Source organism: Agrobacterium genomosp. 2 str. CFBP 5494, assembly GCF_900013495.1.
Classification (GTDB): domain Bacteria; phylum Pseudomonadota; class Alphaproteobacteria; order Rhizobiales; family Rhizobiaceae; genus Agrobacterium; species Agrobacterium pusense.
The window spans coordinates 135,168-149,534 of record NZ_LT009718.1; the positions used below are offsets into that span (position 1 = coordinate 135,168).

Below are 14,367 nucleotides of genomic sequence, written 5' to 3' on the forward strand. Positions count from 1 at the left end.
ACTCAAAAACATTGGCAGAAATCCGCAATCACGTTAAACAACGGCCCTCTCCAGCTTTACGGGTGCCGCGATGGATTTCGTTCCAAGCCTGCCAACACTGATCGCCTTCACCATCGCCATCCTTCTCCTGGCGGTAACGCCGGGTCCGGACATGACGCTCTGGATCAGCCGCTCCCTGCGCGAAGGCCGGGCGGCGGGCTTCATGACCCTGGTAGGAACCAATATCGGCATCACCGTGCACACGATACTGGTCGCCTTCGGTGTCGCCGCCCTCATCGTCGCCTCGCCGACGGCTTTCATGATCCTGAAGACCGGCGGAGCCGCTTATCTTGTCTGGCTCGCCATTCAGGCGATCCGCAAGGGCTCGGATTTCGTGATGGTCAGAGGCACCAGCGAAAAAGCGCAGGCCTCCCTCAAATCCGCCCTGCTGAACGGCATCTGGGTCAACCTGCTGAATCCGAAGATCATCATCTTCTTCATGACCTTCCTGCCGCAATTCGTCAGCGCATCCGATCCGCATGTGACCGGCAAGCTGATTTTCCTCGGCATCTGGTCAATCATCGTCGCACTGCCGATCGGCATCGGCATCGTGATCGCCGCAGATGTTCTCTCCGCCTGGCTGCAACGCAACCGGAAAATTCTGCGCGGACTGGATTATACGATCGCCGGCGTCTTTTCGCTTTTCGCCGTCAAGATTTTCTTCACACAGGCGCGCTGACGGCAAACAAAAAGGCGCCTTACGGCGCCTTTTTACAATCAACCGATCAGCAACTCATCGTCATCGAGCTTCTGGCCGCGTATCTTGCGGAACATGTCGATCAGATCCTCCACCTCAAGATCCTTGCGGCTGTCGCCGGAAACGTCGAGCACGATCTCACCGGCATGCAGCATGATCGTGCGCGTGCCATAGTCCAGCGCCTGACGCATGGAATGGGTGACCATCAGCGTCGTCAGCTTGCGCTCCGATACCACCTTGCGGGTCAATTCCATCACGAATTCCGCCATGCCAGGATCGAGCGCTGCCGTATGTTCGTCCAATAGAAGCACGTCCGAGCCTGATAGTGTCGCCATGACGAGAGAGACCGCCTGCCTCTGGCCGCCCGACAGAAGGTCCATGCGGTCCTTCAGACGATTTTCCAGACCGAGATTGAGCGAAGCGATACGCTCCTTGAAAAAATCCCGCCGGCCACGTCCGAGCGCAGGCAAAAGACCGCGACGTTCACCACGTGATGCCGCCAGCGCGAGATTCTCCTCGATGGTAAGCGCGCCGCAGCTGCCCGCCAGCGGGTCCTGAAACACGCGTGCCACCCGCCCCGCCCGGCTGGCGGTCGGCTTGCGGGTAACATCGGCGCCACCGATCATCACCCTGCCTGCCGTGGGCAGCACATCGCCGGCCAGAACACCGAGAAGTGTCGATTTGCCCGCACCATTGGAACCGATGACCGTGACGAACGAACCATCCTCAATGGTGAGGTCTATCTTGGACAGCGCCTGCTTCTGCAGCGGCGTGCCGCGCCCGAAGACGACCTGGATGTCGGAAAGCGAAATCACGATGTTGCTCCCCCGCGGCGCAGTCGGGGCAGGATCAATGCGATGGCCACCAGTACCGCCGTTACAAAATTGAGATCGGACGCCTTGAGACCCAACACATCACTCGACAGAGCAAGCTGGATGGCGAGACGATAGGCGATGGAGCCGAAGACACAGCCAATCAGCGCGATCAGGATGCCGCGCGCGCCAAACAGGGTTTCACCGATGATGACGGCCGCAAGCCCGACAACAATGGTGCCGACACCGGAAGTCACATCCGCAAAACCATTGGTCTGGGCAAACAGCGCACCACCAAGAGCCACAAGCGCATTTGAAAGCGCCATGCCAAGATAGATCTGGCTACCGGTCTTCACGCCCTGCGCCCGCGCCATCCGCGCATTGGCACCCGTCGCGCGCATGGCAAGACCCGCATCGCTTTCAAGGAAACGCCAGACGAGAATGACCGCAATCAGCACCAAAGCGCCGACGAAGAGCGGCCGCACCAGATATTCAGAAAGGCCGAGGCCGTAAAACGGCGATATCATCGTGTCCTGATTGAGCAGCGCGACATTCGGCTTTCCCATCACGCGCAGGTTGACCGAAAACAGTGCGATCATCGTCAGGATCGAGGCAAGCAGGTTCAGAATCTTGAAACGCACATTGAGTGTGGCGGTCACGATGCCGGCAGCCGCACCGGCCACCATCGCAATCGCCGTCGCGACCCAGGCATTCAGACCGGCGATGATCAGCACGGCTGCCACGGCAGCGCCAAGCGGAAACGAACCGTCCACGGTCAGGTCAGGAAAATCAAGCACCCGGAAAGCGAGGTAAACGCCGATCGCCACGAAAGCGAAGACCAGTCCCAGCTCCACGGCACCCCAGAAGGCGATTTGGCTCACGGTAATGTCCTTGTTATTGCCGCCATCGGGCGGATACGGGCACCGTCTCGTGCCACGTAAAACGGGCGGCGAGTTTGCCGCCGCCCGTTATTCAGTCAGGTTTCGGTTCAGTCGATGACCTTGGTAGCGCGCTTCGTAATGCTTTCGGGGAAGGTGACGCCTGCTTTTTCAGCGGCCTTCTTGTTGATCACGAGATCGGTGCCAACAGCAACGGTTGCCGGAATATCGCCCGGCTTTTCACCCTTGAGGATGCGGACAACGACGGCACCGGTCTGCTTGCCAACGTCGAAATAGTTGAAGCCGAGGGCAGCAACCGCACCGCGAGCAACGGAATCCGTATCGGCGGCATAAAGCGGGATCTTGGCTTCAGACGCAACACCGGCAGCAGCCTCGAAAGCCGAAACGATGGTGTTGTCAGTCGGAACGTAGATCACGTCGGCCTTGCCGACCAGCGCACGGGTCGCACCCTGCACCTCAGCCGACTTGGTGGCGACGGATTCAACAACCTTGAGACCCGCCTTCTCGGCCTCGGTCTTCAAGAGGGCGAGTGTCGAAACGGAGTTTGCCTCGGCCGAATTGTAGATGAAGCCGATGGACTTGGCGTTCGGCGAGATTTCCTTGATGAGCGCCAGATGTTCGCCGACCGGCAACATGTCGGAAAGGCCGGTGACGTTACGGCCCGGCTTCTGCATATCCTTGACGAGCTGCGCGCCGACCGGATCGGAAACCGCCGTGAAGACGACCGGAATGTCGCGCGTGGCGGCAACGACGGCCTGGGCAGACGGCGTGGAAATCGGCACGATGACAGCAGGTGCCTCGCCAACGAACTGGCGCGCGATCTGTGCTGCGGTGCCGGGATTGCCCTGCGCGGATTCGTAAAGGAACTTGAGATTCTCACCTTCCTTGTAGCCCGCTTCGGCAAGGGCAGCCTTCACGCCATCGCGGGCGGCATCGAGTGCCGGATGTTCGACGATGGCGGTCACGGCAACGGTGACGGTTTCAGCCTTCGCCGGCAGAACGATGGCGCTCGCAGCGGCGAGAGCCAGAATGAATGCGCGCATGGATATCCTCCTGTTGGTTCCCTGTTTTCGTCTTCTTAGGAACAAGACAGGCCGAAATCAATCGGAGAACCGCCGGAAACCCAGCTTTATGAGGCAAAACCGGCTTATTCAGTCGTCTGCGCCGTGGTTGGCGATCATCATCGCCTCGAAAGCCAGCCTTTCGGTCTTGCGCATGCGCTCGGATTCCGACTTCAGCTGGCCACAGGCCGCTAGGATATCGCGGCCGCGCGGCGTGCGGATCGGCGAGGCGTAACCTGCCTGATTGATGAAATCGGCAAACTTCTCGATCTGCGCCCAGTCCGAGCACTGGTAATTCGTGCCCGGCCACGGGTTGAACGGAATGAGGTTGATCTTGGCCGGAACCCCCTTCAGAAGCTGCACCAGCATCTTGGCGTCTTCCAGGCTGTCATTGACGTCCTTGAGCATCACATATTCGAAGGTGATGCGCCGGGCGTTGGAGAGGCCCGGATATCTGCGGCAGGCTTCGATCAGTTCCTTCAACGGATATTTCTTGTTGATGGGCACCAGCATGTCGCGCAACTCGTCACGCACCGCATGCAGCGAAATCGCCAGCATGACGCCGATCTCATCGCCGGTGCGGAAGATTTCCGGCACCACACCCGAGGTGGAGAGTGTGACGCGGCGCTTGGAAAGCGACAGGCCATCGCCATCGGTGGCGATCAGAAGCGCGGTCTTTACATGCTCGAAATTGTAGAGCGGCTCGCCCATGCCCATCATCACGATGTTGGAGACCTTGCGGCCTTCGCTCGGCACATAAGCGCCAACCGGCGTCGAACCATCGGGGAAGTCACCGAGCCGATCACGCGCCAGCAACAGCTGCGAGAGGATTTCCTCGGCCGTCAGGTTGCGCACCAGACGCTGCGTGCCGGTGTGACAGAAAGAACAGGTCAGCGAACAGCCCACCTGGCTCGAAATGCACAGCGTGCCGCGCCCTTCTTCCGGAATATAAACCGTTTCGATCTCGACGGGACGACCAGCGCCCCGCGGCGGAAAACGCATCAGCCATTTGCGGGTGCCGTCATTGGAGATCTGCTCCTCGACGATTTCAGGTCGAGCGATGGTGAAGGCCGCCTTCAGCTTCTCGCGAAGCTCCTTGGCGACATTGGTCATATTGTCGAAATCGGAAACGCCGCGCACATAAAGCCAGTTCCACAACTGGCTGACGCGCATCTTCACCTGCTTTTGCGGCACACCGATTTCCGCGAGCGCCTCACCCATCTCCTCACGGGTCATGCCGATCAGCGACGGCTTGCCGGACATGAGATCGCTATTGGCGATCAGCGGGGTTTTGACTGCCAGACCGGCAGGAGCTTGCATTACGGACATCACGTTATCCCATCGTTCCATGCGTCGCACGACCGGCCTGTCGGGAAGGCGGAAAATCGTCTGCATGTCGAGAAAATCAAAGGCGGAGCACTTTTCGCGCATCCGCCTGTCAATATTGCCGCGCCTTTAGCATCAAACTGGCAAAAACGCAAATGGCCGGTCGAGGACCGGCCATTGTCACACGCGATGAAGGGTCAGCGTTACTTGCAGCTCTCGATCTGCTTGAGAGCAGCCGAAATACCCGACAGCGAATAGGAATAGGAGGTCGCGGTGCCACGGCCGGAAACAGCCTTGACGGTCATGGACTTGCCGCCCTTCATGGCAGCCACGAGAGCCGGTTCTTCCGCAGCGTTTTCAACCCAGGCGGCCTTGTCCTTGGTGAACATGACGAAATTCTTGTTGTCGATCGTCACATTGACCTTCGAACCCTGCTTCAGCGGATAACCTACCATGGCCTGCGGCTCGTAGGAGATGTTCTGGCCCGGGCGCTGGGAGACGATGAAGAATATATCGCCGTGGTCGACGCTCGCCGGTTCCTTGGCGGTGGGAATGGAAAGAACGTAGCAGACGGTGCTGTTGCCCGATTTGTACGAATAGGCACCCCAAGCATTGAACTGCTGGATGCGCGTGGGCGACTGTGCAGATGCTACGCCGACGCTGGTCAGCAAAATGGCCGCTGCGGTTGCTACACTTCTTACAAACATAGAATTTCCTGCCGGGTTATTGTCTTCCATTGGCCCGAAGCATCGGCGAGCCCAGAGTCTGGATCGGCCACGTTCAGGTGCGGATCGTCTTTTCTCATTGTGGTCGGGAAGCGGTTACCAAACCGTCAACAACACGCATAAAATGCCGGAAACGTCTTGCAGTGTTACAGATTGGCGACTCCCGACGCCCTGAGGAGAAGGGCGTGCGACACCCTTCCTCCGTGTGTATGACACATAAATTCAGGCAAGAATTTGTCGCCCGTCGGGCGCGCCCGAACGGGCAGATCACAGAGGCGTTACCCGGCTTCCTGCTGCCGCTTCAACATGGCGTCCGCCGCGTCGTAATGTTCCATCTTGATATTGGCGCGGATCATCGCGAGCGCTGCGGTAATGACGGCTATGTCATCAGTAAAACCGACGACGGCCAGCATGTCCGGCACGGCATCAAAAGGCATGATGAAATAAGCCAGCGCAGCGAGGATGATACCCTTGGCGCGCAGCGGCGTGTCGCGATCGATCGCGCAATAATAGGCCGCGGCCGCATCGCGGGCAAACGGCACTTTCGACATGACACGTTTCAGCTTCGGCCAGAACCTGGTCCGAACAACCTCTTCGCGCTCACGCTGCCTGTCGGTTTCACCCGGCAGAAGAATTTCACCGATTTTCACATCATCCATGATCGACGGTCCTCCGGTCACGGCTATTATATGGGATTTAAGGCGGAGCGTTCAATTACCTCGGCCGGCAGCGGCCTTCTGCATGGCCTCGGCCAGAAGAAAATCGCGCTCCGTCACACCCTGCGAATCGTGGGTCGTGAGGCATACCTTGACCCGCGAATAGACGTTGGACCATTCGGGATGATGATTGAGCCTCTCTGCGACGAGTGCGGATTCAGCCATGAAACCGAAGGCTTCCGCAAAGCTGGAAAACTTGAAGGAACGGACGATCGCCGCCCCGTCTTCGCGCAGGGACCAACCCTCCAGTTTCTGCAGGGCCTGCCGGATGGCATCGGGCTCGAGTCTGGGATATTTCATGAATTTGCCTCCGCTTTAAACCCATTAACGCTTCAACGACCGGATCGACGCATATTCCATGAAACATACAGCTATTCTCTTCGTCTGCATGGGCAATATCTGCCGCTCACCGTTGGCCGAAGGGATTTTGAGGAACCTTGCCGACAGCGCAGCGCTTCATCAGCTTACCGTCGATTCCGCCGGCACCGGCGGATGGCACAGGGGTGACGCGCCCGATCCGCGATCCATCGCCATGGCGCGCCGGCACGGTATCGATATTTCACTTCAACGGGCGAGACAGGTCACTGCGGCGGATTTCGAGACCTTCGATCTGGTATTCGCCATGGACGAAAACAATCTGGCGAACCTGCTGCGATTGAGCTCCGAAAGGCACCGGCACAAAATCCATCTTTTCATGGAATATGCCGCCGGGCATCGCGAGAACGTCCCCGATCCCTACTACGGGGCCGAGGACGCATTCTTCACAGTTTACAACATGCTTTTGGCGGGATGCAGATCGCTGCTCGAAAAGATCGAGCTGGACCGCGCCTCGTGAAGCGGAAACACCTCTTCGACGATATAGGGCCCGCCACCCACCGATTCCTTCGACGACATCAGCACAAAGCGCCCGACCGTAAAGGGTGAGGTGCGGAAGTTGCCGCGTCCGGAAAGATACTGCACCACATCGTCCACGCGGGAGGAGCGCAACCGCGCCAGCGTGACGTGGGGCATGAACTTGCGCGGATCGGGCGGGAGACCGATCCTTTGGCAGATTCTCTCGATTTCCGCCTGCAGCGCATGCATTTCGGGCGAGGGAGAAACGCCAGCCCAGATGGAATGCGGCTTCTTGGAGCCGAAGGAGCCCATTCCGGTGAGGTTGAGCTGGAATTCCGGCCGGTCTATCCGGTCCAGCCTGTCAACGACCTCATCGGCGGTACGACCGTCGATGTCACCGATAAAACGCAGGGTTATGTGATAATTCTCCACATCGATCCACCGGGCTCCCGGCAGACCACCGCGCAACAATGAGAGGCTCATCGCCGCATTGCGCGGAATTTCGAGGGCGGTAAACAGTCTCGGCATGGCGAGCTCCCCGAATCTCTTGGCAGAACAAGCATAGCGAATCACGCAATGCAGACGGGCGCAAGTGCTTATTTTTTTTGCGCACCGATTGTCTTGATGAAGCTTTCAACAGCCGGCAAAGATTTTTCGACCATCACTGCCACCCCCTTGGTATTGGGGTGCATCTTGTCGTCCAGCTTCAGCGCATCATCCGTCACCACGCCATCCAGAAAGAAGGGATAAAGCGGCAGGTTGTATTTTTCCGCAAGCTTCGGGAATATCGGATTGAAGCGCTTTGCATAATCATCGCCCATATTTGGCGGCGCCATAATACCGACCAGCAACACGGCTATGTTGCGCTTCTGAAAACCGAAAATGATGGTGTCGAGGTTCTTTTCGGTCTGTTCCGGCGGAATTCCCCGCAGTGCGTCGTTGGCGCCCAGTTCCAGAATGACGCCGTCAGCGCCATCGGGAACAGACCATTCCGCCCGCGCCAGACCGCCTGAGGAAGTGTCACCGGACACACCTGCGTTGGCGATGGCGACATTGATCCCCTTGGCCTTTAATGCAGCTTCAAGCTGTGCGGTATAGCTGTCAGTCGGGGGAAGCTGATAACCGGCCATCAGGCTGTCGCCGAGGCCAACCAGCTGCAATGTCCGCTCCTGGGCGAAGCCAGCAGTGGCGGAAAGGGAGGTGGCGAAAATGACGATGAAGTGAAACAGGGCAGCTTTAAATCTCATCACGGCTTTCCTAACTTGGTTCCCATTGCCTGGAATACTGACCGCATCTACCGCCAGATCGTTTTCATCACCCTATATAGGAACGAGAATTGTGACGAAAAGCATCATAGAGCTGAAGAAAGCCGACCTCACGCTCGGCAATGCCGCCGCCTCCGTCCACGTTCTCAAGAACATCGATCTCTCAATCAGAGAGAGCGAGGCGGTTGGCATCGTCGGCCCCTCCGGATCGGGAAAGTCGACACTTCTGATGGTGCTTGCCGGGCTCGAGAGGCTCGACAGCGGCGAAATCATCATTGCGGATACGCCGCTGCACGAGCTCGGTGAGGACGCGCTCGCGGATTTCCGCGGCCGCAACATTGGCATCGTTTTTCAGTCCTTCCACCTCATCGCCAACATGACCGCACTGGAAAATGTCGCAGTGCCGCTGGAATTGGCAAACGTTCCGAACCCGTTCGAAATCGCCGAGCGTGAACTGGTCGCTGTCGGTCTCGGCGAGCGCCTCAATCATTATCCCGGACAGCTCTCCGGCGGCGAGCAGCAGCGTGTGGCCATCGCCCGCGCACTCGCCCCGTCGCCAGCCGTATTGATAGCCGATGAACCGACCGGCAACCTCGATACCGACACGGGCAAACAGATCGCCGATCTTCTGTTTGCCAAACAGGCCGAGCGCGGCATGACGATGATCCTCGTTACCCATGATCCCTCGCTGGCGGCCCGATGCTCACGGCAGATCAAGGTCCGCTCCGGCGAAATCGAGGGCGACAGCGCCCGCTCACAGATGGCTCGGGCGGTATCCGCATGACCGGAATCTTTCTTCCGTCTTTTGCAAATGTCAGAAACGCCGCAAGGCTCGCGCGGCGCGAAATTCGCGGCGGCCTGCGGGGCTTTTACATCTTCCTCGCCTGCATCGCGCTTGGAACCGGCGCCATCGCCGCCGTCAATTCCGTCTCGCGCGCGGTCACCAGCGCCATCGCCACGGAGGGGCAGTCCATACTGGCAGGCGACGTGCGTTTTGAGCTGCGCAACAGGGAAGTGACGGCAGAAGAGCGCGCTTACCTCGATAGTCTCGGCACCGTCGCGGTTTCCACCGGTCTACGCTCCATGGCGCGCCTCGCCAATGGCTCAGAACAGACCCTGACGGAAGTAAAGGCCGTTGACGGCTCCTACCCGCTCTATGGAACGTTCGTGGCCGAGCCGAACCGGCCGCTGAGCGAGCTTCTGGCCGGAAATGACGACACCTATGGCGCGATTGCCGCGCCGCTTCTGCTGGAACGGCTCGGAATCAAGGTCGGCGATGAGATCCTGCTCGGTAATGTGACGTTGAAACTGAACGGCACCGTGATCGATGAGCCGGATGCCCTATCTGATGGTTTCGGTTTTGCTCCTCGACTGATGGTCAGCCGCGACGCCCTTTTCGCCTCTGGTCTCGTCCAGACGGGCAGTCTCGTCGAACACGCCTACAAGATCAAGCTGAACGACCCTGCAGCACGGGCGGCAATGACCGATGCAGCCAACAAGGCGTTTCCCGATGCCGGCTGGTCGATCCGCACCAGCGACCGGGCTGCCCCGTCGCTCACCGAAAACGTCAACAGGTTCTCGCAGTTTCTGACGCTGGTTGGCCTCACTGCCCTGATCGTCGGCGGTGTCGGCGTCGCCAATGCCGTTCGCGCATTTCTGGATTCCAAGCGCACTACCATCGCCTCGCTGAAATGCCTGGGTGCGCCGGCCTCCGTGGTCACCATGACCTATCTCTTCCAGATCGCCTTCATTGCGGCCGTCGGCATTGTCATCGGGCTTGTGGTCGGTGCCGTTGCGCCACTCATCGCCATGCGGTTTCTGGAAGGCGTGCTGCCAGTGCCGGAAGAACTTGCCTTCTATCCCGGCGCGCTCGGTCTCGCCGCCCTGTTCGGCCTCCTGACGACACTCGCCTTCGCCATCGTACCACTCGGTCAGGCACGCGAGGTGCCGGCTACGGCGCTCTTCCGCGAACAGGGTTTCGAGGAGGGAAGCTGGCCGTCCTGGCCTTATCTGACCGCGACCGGTGCGCTTCTGGCGGCGCTTGCGGCCCTTGCTGTCTTGTCGGCGGAAGACCGTTTCATAGCCTCGGTCTTCCTCGCGGCCATTGCCTTTGCCTTCGTAGTGCTGCGGCTGGTCGCCTCCGGCGTAAAGGCCATCGCCAAGCGCAGTCCGCGCGTTCATTCGGCTGCGCTGAGACTGGCGATCGGCAATATTCACCGACCGGGCGCACTCACCCCCTCGGTGGTTCTTTCTCTCGGCCTCGGCCTGACCCTCCTCGTGACGCTGACGCTTATCGACGGCAACCTGCGCCGCGAACTAACGGACAGCCTGCCGGAGAAGGCGCCGAATTTCTTCTTCGTCGATATTCAGGGCAGCGAAGTGCAAGGCTTCCGCGATCTTCTCAAACAGGAAGCGCCGCATGGCACCCTGACGGAAGTGCCCATGCTGCGCGGCCGCATCCTCGCTCTCAACGGAGAAGACGTGACGAAAATGGACGTACCCTCGTCCGGGCGATGGGTGCTGCGTGGTGACCGCGGCATCACCTATTCCGAAAACATTCCTGAAAATGCCAAGCTGACGGAAGGCGCCTGGTGGGCACCGGATTATAGCGGCGAACCACTGGTCTCCTTCGCAGCGAAAGAGGCGGGTGATCTGGGCCTGAAGATTGGCGACAGCGTTACCGTCAACGTGCTTGGCCGCAGCATTACGGCGAAGATCGCCAATCTGCGCAATGTCGAATGGGAATCCCTGTCGATCAACTTCGTCATGGTGTTTTCGCCCAATACTTTCCGCGGCGCGCCCCATGCCTGGCTGGCAACACTTGCCGATCCTTCCGCAACTGCGGCCGACGAAGGCCGCATATTGCGCGCCATCACCAATACTTATCCCACAATCACCAGCGTCCGCGTGAAGGATGCGCTCGACGTCGTCAACCGGCTTGTCGGCCAGCTCGCGACCGCGATCCGCGCCGCCGCAGCCGTTGCGCTCATTGCGTCCGTCCTGGTTCTCGCCGGCGCGCTTGCGGCCGGCAATCGCGCCCGTACGCATGACGCCGTCATCCTGAAAACGCTGGGCGGCACGCGAAGCCTGCTCATACGCGCCTTCTCCTATGAATACATGATCCTCGGTCTCGCCACCGCCGTCTTCGCGCTTTTCGCCGGCGGTGTCTCCGCATGGTTCGTGATCGCCCGCATCATGAAGCTACCCTCCAGCTTCCTGCCGGATGTGGCAATCGGAACCCTTGTCGTCGCCCTTGTGATGACTGTGGGCATCGGCCTCATCGGCACCTGGCGGATTCTCGGGCAGAAGGCAGCGCCTGTTCTCAGACAGGCCGGTGAATGATCATCGGTTGTGCGCCGCTTAACTTTAACGATTAATTCTTTGTAATGATCGCCAAAACGTGAGCGCTTTTCGCGCATACGGTGTCTTTTCGGCGGGAAAAGGCCTTGTATCGAACACGTTCTGCCATCATATTCTTGAGCAGGCTTGCTGAAGCTCCGCAGCGGCGCCCGGGAGGTATCCCGACACCGTAGCAATTACGGAGCTCAAAAGAGGAAACAATGGCTGACTTTAATAACTACCAGAACCGCATGGCGCAGACGCGTGCACAGTCTGGTGCGCTGATCGACGAAGGTCTTCGCGCCTATATGCTCAAGGTTTACAACCTTATGGCGCTGGCTCTGGTCATCACCGGCGTTGCCGCGTTCGGCACTTATACGCTCGCCGCTTCCAATCCGGCTGTCCAGCAGCTGCTTTTCGCGTCGCCGCTTCGTTGGGTCGTGATGCTCGCGCCGCTGGCACTGGTCTTCTTCCTTAGCTTCCGCATCCAGAACATGAGCGTTTCCGCTGCGCAGACGACCTTCTGGGTTTACGCCGCGCTGATGGGTGTTTCGCTCTCCTCGATCTTCCTGGTCTACACCGGCCAGAGTATCGTGCAGACCTTCTTCGTGACCGCGGCCTCGTTCGGTGCGCTCTCGCTTTACGGTTACACGACCAAGAAAGACCTGTCTGGCATGGGTTCGTTCTTGATCATGGGCCTGTTCGGTCTGATCATCGCTTCGATCGTCAACATCTTCCTTGCATCCTCCGCGCTGCAGTTCGCGATTTCCGCGATTGGCGTGCTGATCTTCGCAGGCCTGACCGCCTACGACACCCAGAAGATCAAGGAAATGTATTTCGATGCTGACGATGTTGCCGTCGCCGGCCGCAAGGCCATCATGGGTGCGCTGACGCTCTATCTCGACTTCATCAACCTCTTCACCTTCCTCCTGCAGTTCCTCGGGAACCGCGACGACTAAGGGATTGGATCCTACGGAAAAAGAAAGGCGACCTCAGGGTCGCCTTTTTTATTACCTCATTTCGCTCAATGCGCCTGATCGTCCGTCAAGGCAGGAGACTGACGTTACTGGAGCTCATTCGATAAGTTTCAAAACCTTGTCGAAAACCTTGAGGACTTGCGGCAGCTCGTGGCCGCGCTTCAGAATGCGGCCATCCACATTCACGACGCTGTAAGCTCCCTGCTTCGCCGCCAGCCTGGGGTTCTTTTCGATCCTGTAGAGCGGCATTTCTCCCGACCGTTTAAAGACGGAAAACACCGCTTTTTCCTTCAGATGATCGATGGCGTAATCCCGCCACTCCCCTTCTCCCACCATGCGGCCATAAATGCGCAAAATCGCATCCAGCTCGCGGCGGTGAAAGGTCACCGGCAATGGATCCTTGTTCTTCTTGTATTCACGGAGATCGATAACGGTGGAGCTGTCGCGTGAAGCGGTTTGAGCCTGCTGCACATCCGGTTGATCGGTCATCCAGTACCTCCGATTCCACCCAAATCATCAGATCAATGTGAGCTTGGCGGCTCGAAATTGCAAGTGTCGTCGACTTACGGCGCTCACAGGAACCAGATGGGGTTTCTCGGCTTCGAAAGCTCTGCAGGCAGAAAAACAATGCGACAACGAGCATCTGCCCCAACATCACCGACAAACCGTCCCGCGCAAAAGCAGGGTAAAAACGGTAACCATTTAGGCACCCATTTTACGGGCGCCTGCCGTATTTCGGTCAAACCATGGCCTGAATTGGGTGGAATAGTCGCATTGTCAATTGATGCCTAGGCACCAAGATGACCCGGTCCGGTGCATTGACCCTTTACCCCCAGCCCCCAGTGCCCGGACCGGATCTTCAATCGCCAGATCGGCGATTATGGCGTTTCGTTCCCCAATAAAATACTTGCACCGACAATCGCCGCGGGATCACCGCTTGCATTCGCCGTCTGCAACAGCACGGCGCAGCCGCCCTTTTTTACCTTGGCGACCACGCTCGCCGGCAGCTTTACCGTCATCGGCGAACCGTCCCACATGCCGACCGTCTGCACGTCATAAACGCTGTGCCAGTAGGACATTTTTTTTCCCTGGTTTTCACCCTTCTGCACATCCACGGTCTGCTCCCGGGTGAAATATGCGACGACGACATCGGCCTTGCCGCTGCCGGCACCGATATCGATCTCCACCTCATCACCCGCAAATTTTGACGAGACGGGCACGTTCAATCCCTTGCCCTCACGCTTGAACGAGTCGAGCCTGTCATAGATCCCGCGCACATCCGCGCCCTTGACGTGGTCACGGCCGTTCAGAATGGCCTGCGGCGTGTAGACCCCGTTGCGGCCGAGTGCACGCATGTAACCGTATTGCCGTTCGGTATTTTCCTTGGATGCGAGCGAATCCGTCCAGCCGAGATAGTTCCAATAATCGACATGATAGGAGAGACCGACGACGTCGCCCTTCTGGATCATCTTGCGCAGGGCCTCATCCGCCGGGGGGCAGGATGCACATCCCTGCGATGTGAACAATTCGACGACGCCCTTCACCGCCTCCTGCGCCTGCGCGGAGGTGACGAGCAACGTGCCGAGAAGACATATCGACAGGGGGAATTTCAGCGGCATTACAAAAACCTTTGTCCGGAAGAGATCCAGACGAATTGATGCGATCAATCCCGCCGGG

At 58.9% G+C, this 14,367-nt stretch carries 16 protein-coding genes; 5 read left to right on the top strand and 11 right to left on the bottom strand.

The window, feature by feature from the left end:
• Positions 1-70: 70 nt before the first annotated feature.
• The gene (locus AGR2A_RS00600) at positions 71-718 is read left to right on the top strand and encodes a LysE family translocator (protein ID WP_072495148.1); all 648 of its coding nucleotides are present in this window, start codon (positions 71-73) and stop codon (positions 716-718) included.
• Between the two features lie 38 nt (positions 719-756).
• Here AGR2A_RS00600 and AGR2A_RS00605 read toward each other — a convergent pair whose 3' ends face one another.
• From AGR2A_RS00605 to AGR2A_RS00635, 7 genes are all read right to left on the bottom strand, one after another.
• Positions 757-1,551, bottom strand: coding sequence for an ABC transporter ATP-binding protein (locus tag AGR2A_RS00605; RefSeq protein WP_022556955.1), 795 nt, complete (start codon positions 1,549-1,551; stop codon positions 757-759).
• Positions 1,548-2,429: an ABC transporter permease gene (locus AGR2A_RS00610; RefSeq protein WP_004443879.1), complete on the bottom strand. Its 882-nt coding sequence runs from the start codon at positions 2,427-2,429 to the stop codon at positions 1,548-1,550. The genes AGR2A_RS00605 and AGR2A_RS00610 overlap by 4 nt, the downstream gene beginning before the upstream one ends.
• 107 nt (positions 2,430-2,536) lie before the next feature.
• Positions 2,537-3,490: an ABC transporter substrate-binding protein gene (locus tag AGR2A_RS00615; protein WP_072495149.1), complete on the bottom strand. Its 954-nt coding sequence runs from the start codon at positions 3,488-3,490 to the stop codon at positions 2,537-2,539.
• 108 nt (positions 3,491-3,598) lie between these two features.
• Positions 3,599-4,771 carry a 23S rRNA (adenine(2503)-C(2))-methyltransferase RlmN gene (rlmN, locus tag AGR2A_RS00620; protein WP_077987047.1) on the bottom strand — a complete coding sequence of 391 codons (1,173 nt, stop codon included), beginning with the start codon at positions 4,769-4,771 and terminating at the stop codon, positions 3,599-3,601.
• Between the two features lie 266 nt (positions 4,772-5,037).
• Positions 5,038-5,541: an invasion associated locus B family protein gene (locus AGR2A_RS00625; protein WP_003523183.1), complete on the bottom strand. Its 504-nt coding sequence runs from the start codon at positions 5,539-5,541 to the stop codon at positions 5,038-5,040.
• Positions 5,542-5,837: 296 nt separating this feature from the next.
• On the bottom strand, positions 5,838-6,218 hold the full coding sequence (locus AGR2A_RS00630; RefSeq protein ID WP_004443888.1) for a YkvA family protein: 381 nt from the start codon (positions 6,216-6,218) through the stop codon (positions 5,838-5,840).
• A gap of 51 nt (positions 6,219-6,269) precedes the next feature.
• On the bottom strand, positions 6,270-6,575 hold the full coding sequence (locus tag AGR2A_RS00635) for a 4a-hydroxytetrahydrobiopterin dehydratase (RefSeq protein WP_004443891.1): 306 nt from the start codon (positions 6,573-6,575) through the stop codon (positions 6,270-6,272).
• Between the two features lie 58 nt (positions 6,576-6,633).
• Here AGR2A_RS00635 and AGR2A_RS00640 point away from each other — a divergent pair, with 58 nt between their 5' ends.
• The gene (locus AGR2A_RS00640; protein ID WP_072495150.1) at positions 6,634-7,110 is read left to right on the top strand and encodes a low molecular weight protein-tyrosine-phosphatase; all 477 of its coding nucleotides are present in this window, start codon (positions 6,634-6,636) and stop codon (positions 7,108-7,110) included.
• Here the strand turns inward: AGR2A_RS00640 and thpR are convergent.
• Positions 7,044-7,637: an RNA 2',3'-cyclic phosphodiesterase gene (gene thpR / locus AGR2A_RS00645; RefSeq protein WP_004443895.1), complete on the bottom strand. Its 594-nt coding sequence runs from the start codon at positions 7,635-7,637 to the stop codon at positions 7,044-7,046. The genes AGR2A_RS00640 and thpR overlap by 67 nt on opposite strands.
• Before the next feature lie 68 nt (positions 7,638-7,705).
• Complete coding sequence (locus tag AGR2A_RS00650; RefSeq protein WP_072495151.1) at positions 7,706-8,356, bottom strand: arylesterase; 651 nt, start codon at positions 8,354-8,356, stop codon at positions 7,706-7,708.
• A 91-nt stretch (positions 8,357-8,447) separates the two neighbouring features.
• Between AGR2A_RS00650 and AGR2A_RS00655 the strand changes: the two genes are divergently transcribed.
• The 3 genes from AGR2A_RS00655 to AGR2A_RS00665 all read left to right on the top strand — a co-directional run bounded on the left by AGR2A_RS00655 (position 8,448) and on the right by AGR2A_RS00665 (position 12,672).
• Positions 8,448-9,158 carry an ABC transporter ATP-binding protein gene (locus AGR2A_RS00655; RefSeq protein WP_037090183.1) on the top strand — a complete coding sequence of 237 codons (711 nt, stop codon included), beginning with the start codon at positions 8,448-8,450 and terminating at the stop codon, positions 9,156-9,158.
• Positions 9,155-11,716, top strand: coding sequence for an ABC transporter permease (locus AGR2A_RS00660; protein ID WP_072495152.1), 2,562 nt, complete (start codon positions 9,155-9,157; stop codon positions 11,714-11,716). The genes AGR2A_RS00655 and AGR2A_RS00660 overlap by 4 nt, the downstream gene beginning before the upstream one ends.
• A 218-nt stretch (positions 11,717-11,934) precedes the next feature.
• Entirely contained in the window at positions 11,935-12,672 is a 738-nt protein-coding gene (locus tag AGR2A_RS00665) for a Bax inhibitor-1/YccA family protein (RefSeq protein WP_006698258.1), read from the top strand.
• Between the two features lie 114 nt (positions 12,673-12,786).
• Here the strand turns inward: AGR2A_RS00665 and AGR2A_RS00670 are convergent, their stop codons facing one another.
• Positions 12,787-13,179, bottom strand: coding sequence for a DUF2794 domain-containing protein (locus AGR2A_RS00670; protein ID WP_004443903.1), 393 nt, complete (start codon positions 13,177-13,179; stop codon positions 12,787-12,789).
• 389 nt (positions 13,180-13,568) lie between these two features.
• Positions 13,569-14,309 carry a DUF1223 domain-containing protein gene (locus tag AGR2A_RS00675; protein ID WP_072495153.1) on the bottom strand — a complete coding sequence of 247 codons (741 nt, stop codon included), beginning with the start codon at positions 14,307-14,309 and terminating at the stop codon, positions 13,569-13,571.
• Between the last annotated feature and the right edge of the window lie 58 nt (positions 14,310-14,367).